Origin of the sequence: Specibacter sp. AOP5-B1-6, assembly GCF_052376555.1 — a bacterium.
Lineage (GTDB): Bacteria > Actinomycetota > Actinomycetes > Actinomycetales > Micrococcaceae > Specibacter.
In genome coordinates this window covers 1-21,054 of the sequence record NZ_JBQSVT010000056.1, presented here as the reverse complement: position 1 = coordinate 21,054, position 21,054 = coordinate 1, and the positions used below count along the sequence as shown (strand labels likewise).

At 65.2% G+C, this 21,054-nt stretch carries 20 protein-coding genes; 7 read left to right on the top strand and 13 right to left on the bottom strand.

All coding sequences use genetic code 11. The annotated features are described in order from the left end of the window. Nucleotides 1-350: 350 nt before the first annotated feature. Nucleotides 351-1,274: a hypothetical protein gene (locus ACT3TS_RS18230; RefSeq protein WP_444532942.1), complete on the top strand. Its 924-nt coding sequence runs from the start codon at nt 351-353 to the stop codon at nt 1,272-1,274. A gap of 219 nt (nt 1,275-1,493) precedes the next feature. On the opposite strand, the gene ACT3TS_RS18225 is transcribed toward ACT3TS_RS18230, so the two are convergent. Beyond that, on the bottom strand, nt 1,494-1,964 hold the full coding sequence (locus ACT3TS_RS18225; RefSeq protein WP_444532941.1) for an NUDIX hydrolase: 471 nt from the start codon (nt 1,962-1,964) through the stop codon (nt 1,494-1,496). A gap of 85 nt (nt 1,965-2,049) precedes the next feature. Then, on the bottom strand, nt 2,050-3,597 hold the full coding sequence (locus ACT3TS_RS18220) for a CitMHS family transporter (RefSeq protein WP_444532940.1): 1,548 nt from the start codon (nt 3,595-3,597) through the stop codon (nt 2,050-2,052). Nucleotides 3,598-3,865: 268 nt separating this feature from the next. On the opposite strand from ACT3TS_RS18220, the gene ACT3TS_RS18215 reads away from it, so the two are divergent. Together ACT3TS_RS18215 and ACT3TS_RS18210 are read left to right on the top strand one after the other, a co-directional pair. After that, nucleotides 3,866-5,740, top strand: a complete 1,875-nt coding sequence (locus tag ACT3TS_RS18215; RefSeq protein WP_444532939.1) for an ATP-binding protein — start codon at nt 3,866-3,868, stop codon at nt 5,738-5,740. After that, complete coding sequence (locus tag ACT3TS_RS18210) at nt 5,737-6,399, top strand: response regulator (RefSeq protein ID WP_444532938.1); 663 nt, start codon at nt 5,737-5,739, stop codon at nt 6,397-6,399. The genes ACT3TS_RS18215 and ACT3TS_RS18210 overlap by 4 nt, the downstream gene beginning before the upstream one ends. A gap of 40 nt (nt 6,400-6,439) precedes the next feature. Here ACT3TS_RS18210 and ACT3TS_RS18205 read toward each other — a convergent pair whose 3' ends face one another. Continuing rightward, on the bottom strand, nt 6,440-6,952 hold the full coding sequence (locus ACT3TS_RS18205) for a prepilin peptidase (RefSeq protein ID WP_444532937.1): 513 nt from the start codon (nt 6,950-6,952) through the stop codon (nt 6,440-6,442). A 68-nt stretch (nt 6,953-7,020) separates the two neighbouring features. Between ACT3TS_RS18205 and ACT3TS_RS18200 the strand changes: the two genes are divergently transcribed. Beyond that, a complete protein-coding gene (locus ACT3TS_RS18200; RefSeq protein WP_444532936.1) occupies nt 7,021-7,839 on the top strand; it encodes a hypothetical protein in 819 nt (272 codons plus the stop codon). A 40-nt stretch (nt 7,840-7,879) separates the two neighbouring features. Here the strand turns inward: ACT3TS_RS18200 and ACT3TS_RS18195 are convergent, their stop codons facing one another. From ACT3TS_RS18195 to ACT3TS_RS18185, 3 genes are all read right to left on the bottom strand, one after another. Beyond that, the gene (locus ACT3TS_RS18195) at nt 7,880-9,211 is read right to left on the bottom strand and encodes a PhoH family protein (protein ID WP_444532944.1); all 1,332 of its coding nucleotides are present in this window, start codon (nt 9,209-9,211) and stop codon (nt 7,880-7,882) included. Nucleotides 9,212-9,389: 178 nt separating this feature from the next. Further along, nucleotides 9,390-10,040, bottom strand: coding sequence for a YoaK family protein (locus tag ACT3TS_RS18190; protein ID WP_444532935.1), 651 nt, complete (start codon nt 10,038-10,040; stop codon nt 9,390-9,392). A 36-nt stretch (nt 10,041-10,076) separates the two neighbouring features. Further along, nucleotides 10,077-10,832: an isoprenyl transferase gene (locus ACT3TS_RS18185; protein ID WP_444532934.1), complete on the bottom strand. Its 756-nt coding sequence runs from the start codon at nt 10,830-10,832 to the stop codon at nt 10,077-10,079. Between the two features lie 180 nt (nt 10,833-11,012). Between ACT3TS_RS18185 and trhA the strand changes: the two genes are divergently transcribed. After that, nucleotides 11,013-11,660 carry a PAQR family membrane homeostasis protein TrhA gene (gene trhA / locus ACT3TS_RS18180; protein WP_444532933.1) on the top strand — a complete coding sequence of 216 codons (648 nt, stop codon included), beginning with the start codon at nt 11,013-11,015 and terminating at the stop codon, nt 11,658-11,660. Nucleotides 11,661-11,746: 86 nt separating this feature from the next. Here trhA and ACT3TS_RS18175 read toward each other — a convergent pair whose 3' ends face one another. The 7 genes from ACT3TS_RS18175 to mca all read right to left on the bottom strand — a co-directional run bounded on the left by ACT3TS_RS18175 (nt 11,747) and on the right by mca (nt 19,654). Further along, the gene (locus ACT3TS_RS18175; protein WP_444532932.1) at nt 11,747-12,358 is read right to left on the bottom strand and encodes an NADPH-dependent F420 reductase; all 612 of its coding nucleotides are present in this window, start codon (nt 12,356-12,358) and stop codon (nt 11,747-11,749) included. Between the two features lie 273 nt (nt 12,359-12,631). Then, nucleotides 12,632-13,843 (bottom strand): ABC transporter permease, encoded by a 1,212-nt coding sequence (locus ACT3TS_RS18170; RefSeq protein WP_444532931.1) that lies wholly within the window; start codon nt 13,841-13,843, stop codon nt 12,632-12,634. Beyond that, on the bottom strand, nt 13,840-14,574 hold the full coding sequence (locus tag ACT3TS_RS18165; protein ID WP_444532943.1) for an ABC transporter ATP-binding protein: 735 nt from the start codon (nt 14,572-14,574) through the stop codon (nt 13,840-13,842). Before ACT3TS_RS18165 ends, ACT3TS_RS18170 begins: the two co-directional genes overlap by 4 nt. Before the next feature lie 110 nt (nt 14,575-14,684). Next, nucleotides 14,685-15,779, bottom strand: coding sequence for a hypothetical protein (locus ACT3TS_RS18160; RefSeq protein WP_444532930.1), 1,095 nt, complete (start codon nt 15,777-15,779; stop codon nt 14,685-14,687). A gap of 139 nt (nt 15,780-15,918) precedes the next feature. Then, nucleotides 15,919-18,312: a thioredoxin domain-containing protein gene (locus ACT3TS_RS18155; protein WP_444532929.1), complete on the bottom strand. Its 2,394-nt coding sequence runs from the start codon at nt 18,310-18,312 to the stop codon at nt 15,919-15,921. A gap of 9 nt (nt 18,313-18,321) precedes the next feature. Next, complete coding sequence (locus ACT3TS_RS18150) at nt 18,322-18,687, bottom strand: hypothetical protein (RefSeq protein ID WP_444532928.1); 366 nt, start codon at nt 18,685-18,687, stop codon at nt 18,322-18,324. 58 nt (nt 18,688-18,745) lie between these two features. Continuing rightward, nucleotides 18,746-19,654, bottom strand: a complete 909-nt coding sequence (gene mca, locus ACT3TS_RS18145; RefSeq protein ID WP_444532927.1) for a mycothiol conjugate amidase Mca — start codon at nt 19,652-19,654, stop codon at nt 18,746-18,748. Between the two features lie 154 nt (nt 19,655-19,808). Between mca and ACT3TS_RS18140 the strand changes: the two genes are divergently transcribed. Both ACT3TS_RS18140 and greA read left to right on the top strand, forming a co-directional pair. Beyond that, nucleotides 19,809-20,240, top strand: coding sequence for a DUF4307 domain-containing protein (locus ACT3TS_RS18140; protein ID WP_444532926.1), 432 nt, complete (start codon nt 19,809-19,811; stop codon nt 20,238-20,240). A 197-nt stretch (nt 20,241-20,437) separates the two neighbouring features. Beyond that, complete coding sequence (greA, locus tag ACT3TS_RS18135; protein ID WP_444532925.1) at nt 20,438-20,932, top strand: transcription elongation factor GreA; 495 nt, start codon at nt 20,438-20,440, stop codon at nt 20,930-20,932. Nucleotides 20,933-21,054: the final 122 nt, after the last annotated feature.

Here is a 21,054-nt window from a genome sequence, read left to right as displayed (position 1 = left end):
CTGGGGCCGCACGCGCCTTTTGCGTTCCCCCGCACCGCACCGGGGCTGCTTCGGGTGATTTCCGGGCGCTCAGCTAACTGTGCAGAATCCATATGCCGCTAATACGGACTGTCGCCGCCCCACCCCCGAATCGAAACAGCAGCTAACGCGGTTTTCCGCCCCGCCCCCAAATCGAAACTGCAGCTGATGCTGTGATCCCGCTGGAATCGCAGCATCAGCTGCAGTTTGGATTCCCAAACCCGACAACAAACAACATCAGCTGCTGTTTGGAATCTGAAATACTTCCAGAGTCGGCCCAGGCCTGTGGAAAACTCCGGATGCCGGGCAGCAAACTGGGCCAAAATGGAACCATGGTTGTCCGTCCCCGAAAGCTGGAACTTTTGGCCCGGCGGTCCTTCACCTTTGGTGAGGGACTCTCCTCCGGTGCCACGCGCGGCCATCTGCGCGGCAAGGACATGAGCACACCCAGCAGGGAAATCCGGGTTCCCCGCGGCCAACGACAACCATTGCTGGACCGGGTGCGCCCCTACCTTGCTTTGTGCCCGAAAGGCTGCATCTCCCATGTGACAGCAGCGCAGTTGCACGGTTTGCCGTTGCCTTGGTTCGACGATGAAATCAGGACGGTTCATCTCACTCGGCCAGCACACTCGGCCCAGCCGCGGCGCAGGAATGTGATCGGCCACAGCAACACGCTGGCGCCCGACGACATCATGTACCTGGACGGAGTCGCAGTGACAACGCCTGAGCGAACATTTCTGGACCTAAGTGCCTTGTTGAGCTTGGATGATTTGGTGGCCGTGGCAGACTTCCTGGTCTGTGAGCACGAGCGTCCCTTTGGGCTGGCGAAGGCTGCGAGGGTTCCAGCGCAAACACTCCGTTCCTACATCTCGAGCAAACGCAATTTGAGAGGTCTCAGCGCAGCCAGATCTGCCTTGGAATTGATGCGGGTTGGTGTGGACTCCCGGCCGGAAACCCGGTTGCGCCTGCTGCTGCAGCGCGCAGGGCTGCCGGAATTCACCACCAACTACGCAATCGAGGGTGATCCTGAGGTGTGGCCGGATCTTGCCTGCGAGGAGTTCAAGACCAGCGCTGAATACGAAGGCGAAGTCCACAAGACCCCGCAGAAGCAGCTATTTGACCGGAACCGTGATGAGCGGACGGCCGCCCGCGGTTGGCTGCAGGTAAAGGTCTACAAGTCGGATATGCGCCGCGGCGACGCCTACGTAGTGGAGATGTTCAAGCGGGCCCTGCGGAAGCAGGGTTGGCAGGGCTGACACGGCTGGCAGAGGAAGCAGGGCTGACAGGTGCTTGAGCAACCGGGCGGATCCACTCACATCGAAACTGCAGCAGATGCTGTGTTGCCGCAGGATTCACAGCATCAGCTGCAGTTTGGAATGTGAGAGGCGCCAAATTCGGCTGCTTACGGGCAGGAAGTGCCCCGCGACTGCCCCGAACACCGCACCCAATACCAGAGTCCGATGAAAATGCGTGCGCTAGCGCTGGAAGTGGGGTTCGCCGTCAAATGCGAGCGCGCGCTGGATGCAGTCCAGGTGGCCGGGGCGCAGCGGGGGCAGCTCGTCGGTGGCGAACCAGCCGACGGCGAGGGATTCGTCGTCGTTCACACGGGCGGTGCCGCTGATGTGGCGGCAGATAAATTCGACGTTCAGGAAGTCGCACACATCCCCGTTGGGAAACGTCACGGGGCCGACGGCGGCGACGCCCATCAGATGCTCAACGGCGGCAACGACAGCGGTTTCCTCGAAAATCTCCCGCAGCATGCCGGGGCCGGGTTCCTCCCCGGGCTCCAGGATTCCCGTAATCAACGCCCAGCCGCCGGTGTCGGAGCGTTCGCCGAGCAACACCCGTCCTGCGGCGTCGAACACCACGCCGCGCACCCCTGGCACCCAAAGGGGGTCGTGGCCGACCTTCTCGCGCAGCTTCACTATGAATTCCGGTGATCCCATGACTTCAGCTTAATGCCCAACGACCGCTGCGGCCCGGACAGTTGTCCGGGCCGCAGCGGTCGTTGGGGCGTGGGGCGTGCGGCTGTCAGCCCCAGGGGATGACGCCGACGAGGATGCCCACGGTCAGCATGACCAGCGACACCACCAGTGCGCGCCACAGGACTTTCTTGTGGTGGTCGCCCAGTTCGACCTTGGACAGCGAGACAAGCAGCAGGATGGCAGGGACCAGCGGGCTCTGCATGTGGACCGGCTGGCCGGCGATGGAAGCACGGGCCATGGCTGCCGGATCAATGCCGAAGTGTGCGGCGGTTTCGCTGAGGACGGGAAGGACCCCGAAGTAGAAGGCGTCGTTGCTCATGAAGAACGTCATGGGGATGCTCAGCAAACCGGTGATGACTGCCATGTACGGCCCCATGGAGGTGGGGATGACGCTGACCAGCCAGGCGGCCATGGCATCGACCATGCCCGTGCCGCTGAGGACGCCGGTGAGCACTGCGGCCGCCATGACCATGGAGACCACGGCAACGATGCTGCCGGCGTGCGAGACAAGTGCCTTCGCCTGGTCCTTGACGTTGGGGAAGTTCACAATCAAGGCCACGGCCGAACCCACCATGAACACGTACGGCAGGGGCAGAATGTCCGCAACAAGGATGACCATGAGGGACACGGTCAGGGCCAAGTTGAACCAGAACAGCTTGGGCCGCAGCGTTGACCGGTTGGGGTCCAGCTGCGAATCGGCCAGGGAGGTGTTGACGCTCTCCGAGTCCTCGTTGGCAACGGCCAGGACCTGCGCGTCAAAGCGTTCCTGCGCGGCGGATCGCGGCTTGACCTCTGTCAGCACGGCCGTCCCGGACCCGCCTGAGCCGGCCGTTGCGGTCCCGGCCGGCACGGTGCCGGCGTTCGCTGGGACCGGGGTGCCGCCGTCGTGCCTGGCATTGCTGCCGGTGGAACCGGTGGAAGCAGCACGGGTGCGGCCACCCCGGGCGCCGGAGGTGTCCCCGGTCCACAGACGACCCGCCAGGGCCAGGCGGCGTCGTTCGCGAACGCCAAGATGCCAGGCGAACAGGAAGATGACGATCATGCCGGCGATCAGCGAGGGGATCATGGGGACGAAGACTTCGCTGGGCGAGACCTTCAGGGCGGCGGCGGCGCGGGCTGTGGGGCCGCCCCACGGCAGGATGTTCATGGTGCCGTTGGCCAGGCCGGCGACGCAGGTCAGCACCACCGGGCTGAGGCCCAGGCGCAGGTAGATCGGCAGCATCGCGGCAGTGGTGAGGATGAAAGTGGTGGAGCCGTCGCCGTCGAGGGAGACGACGGCGGCCAGCACCGCGGTGCCGACAACCACCTTGGCGGGGTCGTTGCCAAGGGTGCGCAGGATGAATTTCACGAGTGGGTCGAACAGGCCGACATCGATCATCATGCCGAAGAACACGATCGCGAACATCAGCAGGGCGGCCGTGGACGTCAGGGACTTCATGGAGTCCATGACCATGTCGCCCAGGCCCAGGCCGGCGCCCGCGAACAAGCCGAAAATGGTGGGGACCACGATCAAGGCCACCACGGGCGTAAGTTTCTTTGTCATGACCAGTGTCATGAACACCGCTATCATGGCAAAGCCAAGGATGACCAACATAAGAACTCCTTTGTACACCGGCCGCGTTTGTGACCTGCATGACTGAATTTATAGTGATTTGAATCACGGGCAGGGTTAAGTCCGGTTGACCCAAGTAGTGCCCGTTGAACACGTTTAGCCCATAAAAACCGTCAGCCGGCCGTGCATCGCGTAGCATTGCTTCGCACGGGACTGCCTGGACTGCCTGGGCCTGCCTGGGCCGCGCTGCCTTGCCTGGGCCGGCCTCGCCCGACACCATGTACGCAGCACGCCACAAAGGAGGGAATCGTTGAAACCGCCACGCACCACGCCCCGGCTGCGGTTCTCCACCCGTGTCCTGCTGGTCCAGCTGGCCGTGGTGTTCGCCGTCGTGCTCATCACCGCCGGCACCTTCGCAGCCCTCACGTACCAGTGGCTTGGCGAACAGGCCGAGGCCCGCGCCCTGGCCGTGGCCCGAACAGTTGCCTCCTCCGAGGATGTGCGCCGCGAGACGGCCACCCTCGCCGCCGCACCCGAGTCGACGCTGACACCCGAAAGCCTTGCCAACGGTCCGCTGCAGCAGAGCGCGGAGTCGGCCAGGGAGCGCACCGGCGCGCTGTTCGTCGTCGTGACTGACGACGCCGGACTGCGGCTGGCGCACCCGAACCCGGCCTTGCTGGGGGAAAAGGTTTCAACCGACCCCTCGGTGGCACTGGCCGGCGGCGAAGAGACGTCCCAGGAACACGGCACGCTGGGGCGTTCAGCCCGGGCCAAGGTTCCCGTGTATGCGCCGGACGATTCGGGTTCGCCCGACGCCGGCACTGCTCCGGCACCAGGCACCCCGGAGACCCCGGGCACCCCGGGCACGGATCCTGTCGTGGTGGGCGAGGTCAGCGTGGGCTTCTCCAGCGACGACATCGTCGCCGGCATGCTCCGAAATGTTGCACCCGTGGCCCTCATCGCCGGAACGTCCCTGGCGCTCGGGGCCCTGGCCTCGGCGTTGACGGGCGCGCGTCTTAGACGGCTCACCCTGGGCCTCGAGCCGGAGGAGATCGCCGGGCTGGCGCAAGACCAGGAAGCCGTGCTGCGCGGCGTTGACGAAGGCGTCATCGGCGTGTCCGAAAATGGCACCATCACGGTGTTCAACGCGGGTGCGCGCAGGCTGCTCGCCCCCGGCACCACGATCAATTACAGTGGCCTCCCCCTGTCCGGCAGCGGCTTGCCGGAGTTTCTTGCCACTGCTGCCACGGCGGCCGGGGCGGAGGGCGAATTTGGGCCGTCCGAGCACGTGTTGGGCGACAGGGTCGTGATTGTCACGGCCCGTCCCGTGCGGTTCGGCGGCAGCAAGCTTGCCAAGACCCGCAGGCCCGGGAACCACGGTCGATCCGGCGACGCCGCCCGCCCACTGGGCACGGTCATCATGGTCAGGGACCGGACCGAGGTCCAGGCACTGACGCGGCAGTTGGATGCCGTCAACGCATTGGGCACGGCCCTGCGGGCGCAGCGGCATGAGTTTGCCAACCGCCTCCACACCGTGGCCGGCCTGCTCGACATCGACCGGGCCGCTGAGGCGCGCGACTATGTCGGCGCCATCATGTCCAACGGCCCGCTGCAGTACCCGGCGCAGGACCTGGGCAGGCTCAGCGACCCCTATCTGGAGGCATTCATCGGCGCCAAGAGCATCGAAGCACATGAGCGCGGCGTCGAAGTGCGGATCGGGGCCGACACGTTGATCCGCGGGCACGTCACCGACCCCCAGGATGTGACCGCGGTCCTCGGCAACCTCCTCGACAACGCCATAGCCGCTGCGGTGACGGGGACGTCGTCCCACAGGTGGGTTGAAGTGGAGTTGCTGGATGAACACACGCCCGACGGCGGCACCCTCCACCTGGTGGTGGCCGACTCGGGTGACGGCCTGCCCGCACCGGCCGGCGGCACCCCCTTGCCAGACGCCAGGGAGCTCATCTTCACGCCCGGCTATTCAACGTCGTCGGAACATCCACGCATGCCCGACTCCGCCGCAGGCCAGGGTGTGGGGCTTGCCCTTGTCAGGCACCTGGCCCGCCGCAGGGGTGGCGACGTCTGGGTCGCAGACGACGGGGCGCCCAATTCCCACGGCGCCGTTGTTTGTGCCAGGCTGCCCGGCGTCGTGTCGCTGGCACCCCTTGCAGAGGAGAAACCATGAGCAATGAATTCAACGTGCTGATAGTCGAGGATGACTTTCACGTGGGGCGGCTGCATGCCGGCTTTGTCGATGCCGTGCCGGGCTTCCGGGCACTGCCGCCCGCCCCCACTGCAGCGCAGGGGCTCAAGGCCATCCACTCCGAACAGCCTGACCTGGTCCTGCTCGATGTCTACCTGCCGGACGCGTCGGGGCTGGACGTGCTCGGCAGCATCGATGTGGATGCGATGATGCTCAGCGCCGCCTCCGATCCCGAAACGATCCGCAAGGCGCTGCGCCGCGGCGCACTGGCTTATCTGATCAAGCCCTTCTCGGCCGAGCTGCTGGAGTCACGCCTGCGCGGCTATGCCCGGTACCGCCGACTGCTGGCGGAAACCGGGGCACTGACGCAGGACAGGTTGGAGACTGCCTGGCAGGCGCTGCATCCGAGCTCCGCGGCTGCGGGGACAAAGGCGGGTTCGGCCACCGAGGCCGCCGTCCTGGCCGCCCTCGCCGGCCGCGGGGACCAATCGACTGCGGACGTTGCCGTGGCGGTGGGCATCTCGCGGACCACCGCCCAGCGATACCTGTCCGCCCTGGCCGACGACGGTGCTGTCGCCATCTCCCTGCGCTACGGCACCACCGGGCGGCCCGAGCACCGCTACAGTGTCGCCGCGCAGTAGCCCCGCCGCCCGGTTCAGCCCGCAGGAACGCCCGCAGCGTTCAGGCCGCCGGGACAACCGCCATGGTTGCCAACGCCCCGAGCAGCATGGCCGGGCCAAACGGGATGGTCGACTTTGCGGTGCCGCGGCGGCTGGCGATGAGCGCAATCCCCCACAACCCGCCGGCCACAAATCCGGCGGCCAGCCCAAGGACAACGTGCTGCCAGCTGAGAAAACCCAAAAACAAGCCCAAAACGCCTGACAGCTTAACGTCGCCAAAGCCCATGCCTGCCGGATATGCCGCCCACAACAACCAGTAGACCGCTCCCATGGCCAAGGCGCCGCCAAGCGCGGAAACCGCATGCATTGGCACCCCGGCCAGGAGCGCAGCCGCCAGCAACAACACCCCTGCAATCGGGTAGGCCGGCACCACAAGCTTGTTCGGCAGGGTGTGCGTGCGAATGTCGATGATGCTCAGCCGCACTGCCAGCCACAGCAGATACAGGCACGCCGCCAGGGCACACAGGAACGCCGTCGCACTGTAATCTGCGAAGTCCATCAGCCGTGTGACCATAGCGCGATGCTACGCCATGGGCCGTCCCGGCGGGACCCATTTGCCGGGCCCGGGGCTAAGCTGTGGATATGAGCGCCTCCCCTTACACTGCCGATACTTTTCGACACATCTGCCGCTCGTCTCCGTGGCGTTGGCAGACCGTGCGCTTTGAGCTGCACCGAAAATTTCCCAACACGGCCGACGGCGGCGCCGGCAACAGTTGGGTGCCGCCAACAGGTGCGGGCGGCGCTGCGGCTCCGGGCACCGACCCCGCCTTGTCCCTGAACTGCTGGGTCCGCCGCCCGGGAGCCTTGCGGGTTGAGACGCAGGACGGAAAACTGCTGGCCAGCACCACCAAGATCAATGAGTCACGGGATTCCCTGTTCATCAGCGGCAACCGCAAACCGTGGCTGCTGCAGCCATCACTGGTCAATCCCGTCAAGGACGATGCAGGTTTTGTCGTGCGCCGTCCCGAGGCGCGTTATGGCGAGCCGGCCTATGGCTCCGGCAGGGCCGCCGCCGCACTTGACCCGGTGGAACTGGCAGGTGAACGCCCCGTCCCGCTGGAAGCACCCTTTGCCAATGTGGCCGAGATCGACGACATCGCGGCCGTCTCCCATCATGGCCGGGCCGCCGTCGAGGCCGTGCTGACACCGAATTCAAGCTACCACCCCGTCTTTGCCGACGCCCCGTTGTTGTTTCCCGGCCGCACGGCCGTCCGGATCGACCTGGACACCGGAATTTGCGTGGCATCGCAGTCGCTGGACGGGGCAACGGCCGGGGCCGGGCACTGGATGGTGCTGCTCGGCATTGACGAGTACATGCTCGATGATCTCTTTGAAGAGGTCAGCATGGGACTGACGGACGTTCGGGCACACATCCCGTGGGACCTGGGCCCGAACGCCTGACCCCTCCCCCATAACATCGTTCTGGGTCGGGAGGGTGGGGCTACACCTCTGCCCGCTCCAGCATTTCAGTCACCAGTGCGGCAATGGGTGAGCGCTCCGAACGGGTGAGCGTCACGTGTCCAAAGAGCGGGTGTCCCTTCAATGTTTCCACCACGGCTGCGACGCCGTCGTGCCTGCCAACCCGGAGGTTGTCGCGCTGGGCGACGTCGTGGGTGAGCACGATCTTGGAGCGCTGGCCGATGCGGCTCATGACGGTGAGCAGCACGTTCTTCTCGAGCGACTGCGCCTCGTCCACAATCACAAATGAATCATGCAGCGAGCGTCCGCGGATGTGGGTCAGCGGAAGCACCTCCAGCATGCCCCGGGCCATGATTTCGTCCATGAGGTTCTCGGAAACCACCGACCCCAGGGTGTCGAAGACCGCCTGGGCCCACGGGTTCATTTTCTCGCTTTCGGAGCCCGGCAGGTAGCCGAGCTCCTGGCCGCCCACCGCGTAGAGGGGCCGGAACACCACCACCTTGCGGTGCTCATTGCGTTCCAGGACCGCTTCCAGTCCGGCACACAGGGCCAGCGCACTCTTGCCGGTTCCGGCCCGGCCGCCAAGGGACACGATGCCGACCTCCGGGTCCAGGAGCAGGTCCAGCGCCAGCCGCTGTTCGGCCGACCGTCCGTGCAGGCCAAAGACTTCCCTGTCGCCGCGCACCAGGCGCACCTGCTGGTCGGAACCAACCCGGCCAAGGGCCGAACCCCTGTTGCTGGTGATGACAAGTGAGGTGTTGACGGGCAGCACCGCAGCGTCTGGAATGGGCACCGCTTCGTGGTTGTAGAGGGCAGTTATTTCAGCCTCTGTCGCATCAACTTCGCCCACCCCCGTCCAACCCGAATCCGGCACCAGTTCGTTGCGGTACTCATCGGCCGCCAGCCCCATGGCCGAGGCCTTGACGCGCATCGGCACATCCTTGGACACCACCGTGACGTCGTGGCCTTCATTGGCGAGGTTCTTGGCAACTGCCAGGATCCGCGCATCGTTGTCCGCCGCGCGCATGCCCGCCGGAAGCACCTCCAGCGAAACGTGGTTGAGCTCCACACGGAACGTCCCGCCGTCGTGCCCCAGGGGAACGGGGGAAGACAGCCCGCCGTGGAGTTCACGGAGCTCGTCGAGCAGGCGCAGCGCCGCACGGGCGAAGTAGCCCAGTTCCGGGTCGTGGCGCTTGCCCTCAAGCTCCGAAACGACCACGATCGGCACCACAACCTGATGTTCGGCGAAGCGGGTGATGGCCCGCGGATCCGACAACAAAACAGAGGTGTCAATGATGTAGGTACGCAATTTCGCCGCCGTCTGCGTACTTTGTGCATGCTGCTCAAGGTTCATGGTTTCAACCACGTCTGCTCCAGCCCTCCGGACCGTCAAGGCGTCCGGATTCCAATCGGTACGTCGGGCGGAGTTGCCCTCCGTTATGCCTAAGCTACGCCGCTATTGCGCACTCCGGCGGCGCCACGCCACGGCGGCAAATGAACGTTGGGTAACCGTTGGTCAAACGCGGAGCTTGTCAGAGCTCGACGCGGGCCGCGGGCGGACGGGGCGGGCTTTTGCGCACATAGTTGTTGAAAATGACCGCCAGCACCAGCACCGCCACCGAAATCCACAACGCGTTCAAGTTCAGCGACAGGTACGCCAGCCCGCCAAGAATCGACCCCACCGTCAGCGAAAGCCACAGCACGGCATACCTGCGCCACAACCATTTCTCGCCACCGGTCAGCGCGTTGGCAATGTGCTGGCCCATTTTCACGAGCGTTCCGGTCATGTAGGTCAGGCCGATGCTGACTTCGCCGTCCCGCTCAAAAATGACGTTCTCGGCGCCCATCGCCAGCGCCATCAGGGCCGGCGCCAGCCAACCGCCAAGGCCCAGGTCAAAAAGTACGACGGCGGATGCCAGTGCCGCCGTCACGTACAGCAGCACTGCCATCCGCTTGCGTGCCGGGACAAGCCGGCGCAGGATCGAGGCCGTCACCACACCCAGCAGGAAGGCGCCCACCAGGCCGAAGGCGAGGACGAATCCGGACCAGTTGCCTTCAGCCAGCGCCGTCCCGCCGCGGGTGGAGTTGCCGCTCATGAACGAAACAAAGTACCCGCCCAGGTGGATGAAGCCCACGGCGTCCACAAATCCTGCGGCGCTTGCCAGGACCGAGGCAAGGATCATTTCGGAACGGTGATGGCTTTGCAATCGACGGAGGCGCTAACTGCCAAACCGGCGGCTGCGGCCGGCGTAGTCGCGCAGTGCGCGCAGGAAGTCGATCTTGCGGAAGGCCGGCCAGAGCGCCTCGCAAAAGTAAAACTCACTGTAGGCGCTCTGCCACATCAAGAACCCGGAGAGGCGCTGCTCCCCCGAGGTGCGGATGACCAGGTCAGGGTCGGGCTGGCCGCGGGTGTACAGGAACCTGGAGATGTCATCGACGGTCAGGCTGTCGGCAACCTCGGCCATGGTGCGGTCCGCGGCGTCGGCGTCGTGCAGGAGTTCACGGACGGCGTCGACAATTTCACGGCGGCCGCCGTAGCCGATGGCCATGTTGACGTGGATGCGTTCCTTGGCCGGGACGCGGGCCGTCAGCGAGGAAAGCCGGGCGGCCAGGTAGTCCGGCAGCAGTTCCGGGGCACCCATGGCGTGGACGCTGATGTCGGCGTCGGCGTCGAGCAGGTCAAGGGTGTTGGCGATGATGCCCATGAGCTCGTCAAGCTCTTCGGGCGAGCGGCTCATATTGTCCGTTGAGAGCATGTACAAGGTGACGACCTTGATGCCCAGGTCTTGGCACCAGCCCAAAAATTCCAGAATTTTGTCCGCGCCGGCCTGATGCCCCTGGCTGGTTGGCGCGTTGAACTGCTTGGCCCAGCGGCGGTTTCCGTCAACCATGACGCCGATGTGGGCGGGGACGCTGCTGAGGTCAAGCGACCTGGCCAGCCGGCGCTCGTAAAAGTTGTACAACAGCTTTGGCATTCGCACAGACCCGGTGGACAGCCGCATACCAGTGCACCGGACCTTTACAAATAACGGCCCTGCGGCCTGCGAATCTTGCTAGCTCTAGGTTACCCGCACCGTCCGCAAATTCTCGCCAAGCAGCCCAAAAAGGCTTGTTACCCAGGAGTAACTTATGGTCCGCTGCGTTATGCTTTCCCTATGAACACCCCTCCCGGCGCAGAGCTGAAACCGTCATGGCGGGGCTGGCTGCACGCCGGAACCGCACCGCTGGTCTTGATTGCCGGCATCGTGCTGGTGGCCCTCGCTCCCAGCATCCAGGCCAAGGTCACCTCCGCCGTCTACGTCGCCACCGGCGTGCTTCTTTTTGGCACGAGTGCGCTATATCATCGGGGCAATTGGTCCCCCAGGGCCCGGGCCACGCTCAAACGCCTCGACCACAGCAACATCATGCTTGTCATCGCCGGTTCCTACACTCCGCTGTCCTACCTGATGCTGCAGCGCCCCACAGCCACCCTGCTGCTGTGGATGATTTGGATCGGGGCCATCGCCGGTGTCTTGTTCCGGGTGTTGTGGGTGGGCGCTCCCCGCTGGCTCTACGTCCCCATTTACGTGCTGCTGGGCATCACAGCGTTGTTCTTCCTGCCCGAATTTTGGGCTGCCGGCGTTGTGCCGACGGTCTTGATTTGTTTGGGCGGCGCCATGTACATTGCCGGCGCCGTCATCTACGGCATCAAGAAACCCAACTTCAGCCACCGCCATTTTGGTTTCCACGAACTGTTCCACGCCCTCACTGTGGCTGCCTTCGCCACACACTTCCTGGCCGTCGTGCTGGTGGTGTTTGGCTGACCGCCCGCAACCAGGAATTCCAACTGCAGCCGATGCCCGTCTGCGGCGGTTCAGCCAAGAAGGTTGACGCCGGGTAAGCGGAACCTTCAGCGGACCTCGGCACCCAGGGCGATCTCGAAGCCGGCGCCGTTGCGCGCCAGCCCCATCAGCAGGAGACCGGCCGACTCGAGCAGTGGGGCCGCCTGCAGCCCTCCCGCGTCGAGGGTCCGCAGCTCCAAGCTCTCCAGGAACGCCGCAACAGCCGACTTCGCCTCAGCACTGTCGCCCGCGATGAACGCGTCCAGGGGCGTGCCCTTCGCTAGAACGTGGCCGAAGATCGTGTTCAACGCCTTCACAACATGGGCGCTCCCGGGAGCAGCCGCCGCGATCTCCTGAGCTGCCGAACTGGCGCTCACGAGTCCGCTGGCGTCGGCGTTGAACGGGTTGGAGATGTCAACGAGGATTTTGCCGGCCAGCGCGTCGCCGAAGTTCGCGACCGCGTCAACCACCCCGGTGTACTGGACGGCCACAATGACGATGTCGCCCGCCGGCCTTGCGCCGAAAGTGCCGACGGTGGCTCCGTTGCCGATCTGGTCGGCGAGCGCCTGGGCCTTGGCGGTATTGCGGCCCAAAATCTCGACGGTGTGGCCGTGCTTGCCTGCCCGGGTGCCGATGGCGGTGGCCATGTTGCCCGATCCGATGATGCTGATGGTGCTCATGATAATGCTCCTCCGTGGTGTCTGGGCGGGCACCAAGGTCAGGCACCTCTCGCTGTGCCTTACACAACCGGAGAGGTCCTGCTTTCTATTCCAGGGATGTGCCTCAAGTGGGCACAAGATTCTTCCAGGCCCGCCGCCAGGACGCATCAGCGGTTCCTGCGCCGCGCAGAAACTTCCTGGGCTGCGCAGAAACGGAGTCCGTCCCCAGCATCGTCGGTGAACTGTCGGCGTGAGCCAGTGCGGCGCCGCGGCGGAATGAGCCCTCTTCACGGCCTAGAAGCGGATCGCGTCGATCACCTTGACGCGGATTGCCACGAGTGCCGGAATGGCCCCGGCGAGCGCACCCACCAGAACGGCGCTGCCCAGGCCCAGCAGCGCTGCCTCCACCGGAAAAGCCGGGTAGATGTCCAGCCCGGGAGCCACCTTCGATTCCACAAACGGGTTCTTCACCACCGCGACGGCCAGCATCACACCGACAGCACCCGCCACCGTGGTGCCCACGACTGACTCCATCATGACGCCGGTAAAGATCCGCCCCGAGGTCGCACCGAAACTGCGGCGAATGCCGATCTCCCGCACCCTGTAGCGCACCGTCACCATGGAAATGTTCAGCAGCCCCACCGCACCCAGCAGCAGGATCAGCGCGGCAATGCCCGACACCATGAGCTGCACCGTGGCGAAGGGATCGCCATACGCCGCATAGTCGCTGCGATACACATTCACATACGCCCCGGGAAGCTGTTGGGCCAGGTCGGCAGTCAACACCGAAACCAGTTGTTCGGCCATGCCGGCTGGGGCCCAAATGCGCAGTTCCTGCCCCGGTCCACCGCCCCACGGGTCTTCGCTCACGCCGACAAGCTGCGCTGCTTCCGTCAGCATGAACGCCTGCGGCATCACCTCCGGATAGGGGTCGGGCACGACGCCAATGATCACCGCCGTTGCATCCGTGGCACCCAGGATGGTGAGCTGCGGGTCGGTGGTGAGGTCGGGCCGTCCGGCGGCTGAATAAAAAGCTTCGTTGACGACGACGGCGGGAGCCAACCTGTCGGCGTCGTCCGCGGCGAACCACCCGCCCTGGGCAACGTCAACACGGTGAATGGCCCCGTACGGCGGGTCGACCACCGTCAGTTCCACGTTCTGCACCCCGCCCGGAAACTGAAAGCGGCCTTGGGCGCGCAGGACCCGGGAGGCATGTGTGAACCCGTAGCGATCGACCGCGGCGTCCAGAACCCGGTTGGTTTTCTGGGCGTCAGGAGCCTGGGAGCTGCCGGGGTCGGACTGGACGGAGACGGTCAGGGTTGCCTCCCTGCCGCCGTTGCGTTCGGAGTCCAGCCGGATGCCCTCCCTGGCCAAGTTGCCCACTCCCACCACCGTGGTCAGCACGGCCACCGAGAGGGCCACACCCAGCAGGGCCAACAGCACCCGGGTCTTGTGGATGCGCAGTTCCGACCAGGCCTCAACCATGGCGGAAATGAACGCCGTCATGCGTCAACCCCGGCAAGGTCGGCCAGACCGGCGAGGAACGGTGCTGCGGGGCTGCCGTCCGTGGCAGTGAGCACGCCCGCGTCAAGCCGGTAACGGGTGCGGGCGCGTGCGGCAACATTGAGGTCGTGGGTGATGGTCACCAGGGCTGCCCCGGATTCTGTGGCGATGGTGTCCAGCAGGTCCATGACCGCCTGGCCGGTTTCCACGTCGAGGGCGCCGGTCGGTTCATCCGCAAGGATCAGCCGCGGCCGGCGGACCAGTGCGCGGGCGATGGCTACGCGCTGCTGCTCTCCGCCGGACAGCATGTGCGGCTGGGTGCCGGCCCGTGCGGATAGGCCAACCCGGTCCAGCATTTCCATGCCCAGCTGGTTGCGGCGCCAGAATTCCTTCCGGCCCGCATACATCAGCGGTGTCACCACATTCTCCAGGGCCGTCCTGCCCGGCAGCAGGTTGAACTGCTGGAACACAAAGCCAATGCTGGAGCCGCGGAGCCTGGCCCGGGCGTTGTTGCGCAGCTTTTCCACCGGGGTCCCCTCAAAGCGCAGTTGCCCGCTGCTGGGGACATCGAGCAGGCCAAGGATGTTCAGCAGCGTTGACTTGCCGCAACCGGAGCGGCCAACGATCGCGGTATGGTCACCCACCCGAATTTGCAGGTCGATGCCGCGCAGGATGTGCAGTTTCTCGTCGTCGGGCAGCACCACCGTTCTGGTGACATTGCGGAGGTCCACCAGCGGCGGGTTCGGATCGACACTGGCGTCGCCGGGCGGGGTGGCACCGCCGGACTGGGCGGCACCGCCGGGCGTCAAATCGTCGTCGCCGGCGTCGAAGATGCTTGTCACCCTCAACCGCCCATCTGGCCGAAGCCGGCCATCTGGCCCTCAGGCAGCAAGGCGTCAGTGCCCGGAACAAACTCAAGCACCTGCTCACCCTCGGCCAGGCCGGAAGCGATTTCCACCTGCTCGCCGTCGTTCAGGCCCAGTACAACCTCGCGTTCCTCGGGCGCTCCGCTGCCGTCCGCCGTCGGAATCCAGACGACGCCGTTTTGGACACTGCCCTTGACTGCTGTCAACGGGAGTGTCAGCACATCCGCGGCTTCTCCTGCCGTCAGCGTGATGGTCGCCCCCAGCCCCGGGAAAACGGCCACATCGGCCGGGACGGCGCAGCTGACCTGGCCGCTGCCGGTTTCGGCCGTCGCTCCGGGGACTGCTTCGAGCCCCATGCCGGGTTCTGTCTGGGCGCCGGCAGCCGGGTCCGCCGCCGCATTGCTGTTGCTGTTGCTGTTGCTGTTGCTGTTGCTGAGTTGCACATTTTGGCAGTCAAAGGGTGCGGGCCCGTTGGTGATGGTGCCGGTGGCGGTCGTCGGCTTCCCCATGAGCCGGAATTGCTGTGCCGTGGTCAGTGAGCCCGTGATGGAGAACGTCCCTGGCGCGACGGTTCCCGCGTTGTCCCCAACGCTTGTTTCCTGGTTCAGCAGCACTGTCAGGGTTTCCAACGTCCCTGCAGCGGGGGCCACCACGTCCGAGTAGGTGTACACCGGGCCGGGCGCAGGCGCCGTGGTGCCGGGCCCGTCCGCGGCGCCCTCGTCGCCGGGGTCTGTTCCCTCGGGGTCTGCAGGGGAAGCGTCCACCGGGTCGGCGCCGGGCTCGGGGACAACCTCGCTGCGGATCTGGAAAATCTTATCCCCGGCGGCAAGCTGCGCCCCCTTCTCCACAAAGAAGTAGACCACTTTGCCGGCTGCGGTGGTCCTCACCGGGACAGCGGCGTCGCTTTGCACAGCTCCCGAAAGTTCCACGGTGTTTGTCACGGTGGCGCGGCCGGCCGCAATGACTGGGGCCTCGATGCGCGCCTGCGGGAGCAACTGCCCGCCTTCATCCTGCAATCCGTCAACGAAGGCGATCTTGACCAGTGCCACAGCTATGACACTGAAAATCAGCACCCAGACAATTGGAAAAACTACACGGCGCAGCACACGCATTCTTGTTTCCTTCCGGAATCTCCCCACAGATCCCCGGACGGAGAAGTGTTCTGAATACTGTATCCGATGGGGCCGCCTGCCTGGGACGGGCGTCACACCATCAGCGCAACAGTTCCCGCAATTCCCCCGGTTTTGCGACGGGGCGTGCGCACACCATGCTGCGGCAGACGTATGCCAGCGGCGCAGCCTGTGCGGAGCGCCCTTCCATCAGCGGCACGGGCGCAGCTCCGGCGCCGTCCCACACAGCGATGGCCATGCCGGGCGACCCGGAATGCCACGCCACGCGCAGCAGTTCCTCGCGTTCGGGACCGTCGGTGCCCACAACGGCGGTTTCGAGCGGTCCGGCCGCCAGCGCCTCAACGACAGCCAACAGTCCCCCGGCCGACCGCGGCGCCCGCCGGGCAAGCTCCGGAGCTCCGGCAAGCAGGCTTTCGGCCATTTCCCGGTGCCGGTGGGAGCCTGTGTACGCCGCCCACGAGGTGAAGGCCCCGGCCATCAAGGCCACGCCGCTGGCTGTCGCGTTGTCGAACGGATCAGCAAAACGGGAGCCCTGCAACGGACCGCCGGAACCGTCGTGCGCACCATGGTTGAAAACCACTCCATCAGCAATGAAGTCCCGCTCCAGCGCCTGGACCAGCTGCCCGGCAAACTCAAACCAGCGCTGCTCCCCCGTGGCCGCATAGAGCGTCAGGTAGCCGTTGGCGCAGGCGGCATAGTCCTCCAGCAGCCCCTTGATGCCGCGCGCCCGCCCGTCGTGGGACACCCGAAACAGCTGCCCGTCCCAGTGCACCCGCTGCAGATACTCGCCAAGTTCGACGGCGGCTGCCAAGCAGGCGGGCACCTCGAGGACCATAGCCGCTTCAGCCAGCGCAGCCATGAGCATGCCATTCCAGGACGCCACCACCTTATCGTCCCGTGCCGGCATCACCCGGGCTGCGCGCATCGACAGCATGGCCGGCTTGATCCGCTCCCACTGGCTGCGTTCACGCGCAGACAGCGGCCGGCCAGGATGCAGCGGATGCGACCCGGATGATTCGGCGCCCTCGCCGCGGGCGACGCCCATGGCCACAGCGATTTCGTCCGCCAATTCCTGCGCTTCCGGTTCCAGCGCGTCCGGTTCCAGCGTCTCCTGCTGCCGGCTTGCGCCCGGCCCGCCAACATCAGCCTGTTCACCGGCCATGGTGGCCGACGCGGCGGCCAGCAGCTCAGCCATGCTCCACTTGTAGCTGGCGCCCTCGTAGTGGACGCCGTCAAGGACCGTGTCGGCGTCAAGGGACGAGGCGAAGGCCCCTCCGGGCAGCCGCATTTCATCCATGAGCCAGGAAATTGTGGCCAGGGCCGCATGCCGGGCGTCGGCAGCGTCCAGCGGAAGCACGCCGCCGTGGGGCTGCGCGGGTCCCAAGTGAGTGTGTCCCGGCGGCCCGACGTCGGGCCGCCCGCTCAGCGGATTCCCGCCGTCGGGATGCCTGCCCAGCGGATCCCCGCCGGCCAGCTTGATCCAATGCACCAGCGCCTGCAGCAGTCCGGCATTGTCATAAAGCATTTTTTCGTAGTGCGGCTCCGACCAGTCGGCCGTGACGCTGTAGCGGGCAAAACCGCCGCCCAATTGGTCGATAACCGCTGAATGCACCATGGCTCCCAAGGCCCGGCCGGCCAGGTCCCGGGCCACCGAACCGGAGTGCGCAGCATGCCTGTCAGCGGGCGCATCGGAAGCAGCGGCCGAGGCGGCGTGCCGCACCAGGAACTCGAGGCCCGGTGTGGGCGGGAATTTGGGTGCCGCACCAAATCCGCCGTGCACGAGGTCCTCGGCACGGGCCATGGCAGCCACGGCCATTTCCGTCGCGGTGGACCACTCCGGCACTGGCGCCACGGCAGGTTCGACGGCGGCGGGCACCTCAGCCGCCCGGGGAACCCCAGGGTCGCGGGCCGCCGGGGCTTTCCCCACCGAAGCCGCCCGGGTGGGGGTCTGATCCACGGTGCCGCTGTGCACCTTCCACAGCGGTTGCGCCAGGGTCTCGGCCAGGGACTCAGCCGTCGTCTCAACCTGGTCGCGGCGTTCCGTCCACGCTTCATGGACGGCGGCAAGCACCTGGGTGAAGGAGGGGCGTCCCGACCCGGGCACGGGAGGAAAATACGTGCCGGCATAAAACGCCTTGCCTCCTGGGGTCAGGAAGACGCTCATGGGCCACCCGCCCTCTCCGCTGAGCGCCTGGGTCGCCGCCATGTAGGCGTCGTCCACGTCGGGTCGCTCCTCGCGGTCAACCTTGATGGAGACGAAGTGTTCGTTGAGATAAGCCGCAACGGCGGGGTCTTCAAAGGACTCCCCTGCCATGACATGGCACCAGTGGCAGGCGGCATATCCCACGGACAGAAAAATGGGTGCGTCACGGGCTGCCGATTCGGCAAAGGCGGCAGCGTCAAACGGCTGCCAGTTCACCGGGTTTTGCGCGTGCTGGCGAAGGTAAGCGCTAGGTTCACCTGCCAGCCGGTTCATCGAAGAACGCTACTTTTTGTCCGGATCGGAGGCAGCAGCGGGTCCTTCTTGCGGATCTTCACCCGCACCTTGCTCGGGGGTCCGGGCCGGAACTGAAGTCCCGCCGTCGTCCTTCCTGATGGGAATGCCCATATGCTCGGTCGCCGGGCCGTGGGAACCGCCCATGCGGCCTTCCTCAACCTGGTCCCGGTAGCGGACGCGGCGAATGCGTTTGGTCATGTCGCGGATGAGGAAAAACATGATCACCACAATGGCGAAGGTGATGATGAAGCCCAGGAAGCCGGGGGTGATTTGGTCCTCGGTCAGCCCTGGGCGCAGGCCCGGCTGGGTGGGGATGGCAGGGTCGGTGGCGGCAAGCAAAATCAGTGAGTGCACAATTCGTCTTTCGTTTCATCCCCGGCAGGCTCGGTGCCTGCGGGAAAACGTCCACTGTCTATCGTAGGCCAGCAAACAGGTCGTTCTCGGGCTCGGTGGTGGGAACGCGTGATTCAATCAACGAATAGTCTTCCCAGGGCCACACTTTTCGCTGCATTTGCGGGCTCACGGCGAAGAAGAACCCGTCGGGGTCCACCTGCGTCGCATGGGCGCGCAGGGCGTCGTCGCGGGTTTCAAAGTAGTCGCCGCAGTCAATCTGGGTGGTGGTCGGGTGCGGGCTGACCGGCGGAGTGTGGCCTTCGGTGTCGGCCTCCAGCCAGGCTGCCAGGCGCTCGGCGTAGGGCGAGGCCAGGCCGGCCTCCTGCAGTGCGTAGTGAAGGGCACGGAAACGCTGCGGGTTGAACGCCAGGTCGTAGTACAGTTTTGCCGGCTCCCACGCGTCCCCGGTGCCGGGGTAAAGCTCGGGGTTCCCGGCGGCCCTGAACGCTTCCACGGCTACCTTGTGCGCCATGATGTGATCCGGGTGCGGGTACCCGCCGTTCTCGTCATAGGAAACAATCACATGCGGCTTAAAGCGGCGCACCAGCCGGACCAGCGGTGCTGCGGCAATCTCCAGCGGTTTCAAGGCAAAGCAGTTCGCGGGCAGGGCCGGCAGCGGGTCGCCTTCCGGCAGGCCGGAGTCGGTGAATCCCAACCACTGGTGCTGGATGCCGATGATTTTGGCAGCCGCGGCCATTTCAAGCCTGCGTGCACCGCCCATGTCACGGGCCGAATGAGCGTCGCCAAGCAGGGAGGGGTTTTGAATGTCACCGCGCTCCCCGCCAGTGCATGTGGCAACCATCACCTCAACGCCCGACGCCGCATACGACGCCATCATGGCCGACCCCTTGCTTGCCTCATCATCCGGGTGGGCATGAACCGCCAAAAGACGCAGCGGCTGCGTTGCTGGACGCTCATTGTTGTTCACGGAGGCTACCTTCGTTTCTTGTGGAACTGCGGGTCGGGGAAAGGCGGGGCAAAATCGTGGTGCCAAATGAACGCTAAACTTGCCTTAGTCCAACGCCTCGTCAATTGAGGCGGCCAGACCGCGGCAACCCGCGGAACAGACACAAGTGGATGCAGTGACAACTTCTGATTCTCCAGCAGCTACCAGCCTAACCAATCGATACGGCACACCCAAGCGGCGGGTGCCCAAAAAGTCCCAAAAGATTCTCTTGCTCATCGCAGCGGTGCTGGCGGTGTCGTGGGTTCTTTGGGTGACCATTGGCGGCAACACGGGAGTCTCGCAAAAGATCATCAGCTACAACGTGGTTGACGACACCATGACAACTGTGGACCTGGCAGTGACCAAGGACCCGGAAGACACGGCCGAATGCGCGCTCAAGGCCATGAACGACGCCTATGCGGTGGTGGGCTGGAACGTCATCACCATCGGTCCCAACAGCAAGGATGCCGGGTCTGAAAACGGCCGCACAACCACTGTCCGCGGCGAGCTTCGAACGGATTCACCTGCCGTCACCGGAGTGGTTGAATACTGCTGGATCGTGAAGTAGCTGTAACACTCACCACCCCCATTCTTGGGTTTATCCGTCTTATTGACTAAAGTGGTCTCTATTACCATCTGCCCCGCTTGGTCAAGCCTTGGATTTTCAGCGCGTGGACTGTGCACTTTGCTTTTGCGCACACGCCTGAGTTTTCAGTGCACCACCTGCAGCGGGGCCTTTGCTTTTGTACATTCAAGGAGAACTACGTGCCTACCACCAACAGTGCGCCCTCAGCATGGCTGACCCAGGAAGCCTTTGACCGCCTGCAAGCTGAACTCACACAGCTTTCCGGCCCCGGCCGTGCTGAGATTGTCAGCAAGATTGAACAGGCTCGCCAGGAAGGCGACTTGAAGGAAAACGGCGGCTACCATGCTGCCAAGGATGAGCAGGGCAAGATCGAAGCCCGCATCCGCCAGCTCAGCGAGATGCTGCGCAGCGCCCGCGTTGGCGAGGCACCGGCCGACGACGGCGTCGTCGAGCAGGGCATGGTGGTTGTCGCCACGATCGCCGGCGATGAGACGACTTTCCTGCTGGGCAGCCGCGAGGTTGGCGCTGGCGACCTGGAAGTTTACAGCGAGCGTTCAGCGCTGGGTGCAGCCATCATGGGCAAGAAGGTCGGCGACAAGCTGGACTACGTTGCACCCAACGGGCGCACCATCGACGTCGTCATTGTCTCGGCGAAGCCGTACCAGAACCTCTAAAGGTTTCCACAGCGCACCACCTGGGTCTCCCGGGCTCGACCACCACGGTCGCGCCCGGGAGACCCTCGTTGTTTAAGGCGCATCTTTAAGGTGCCGGCCGACTGTTGGGGGCTCTCCCTAAA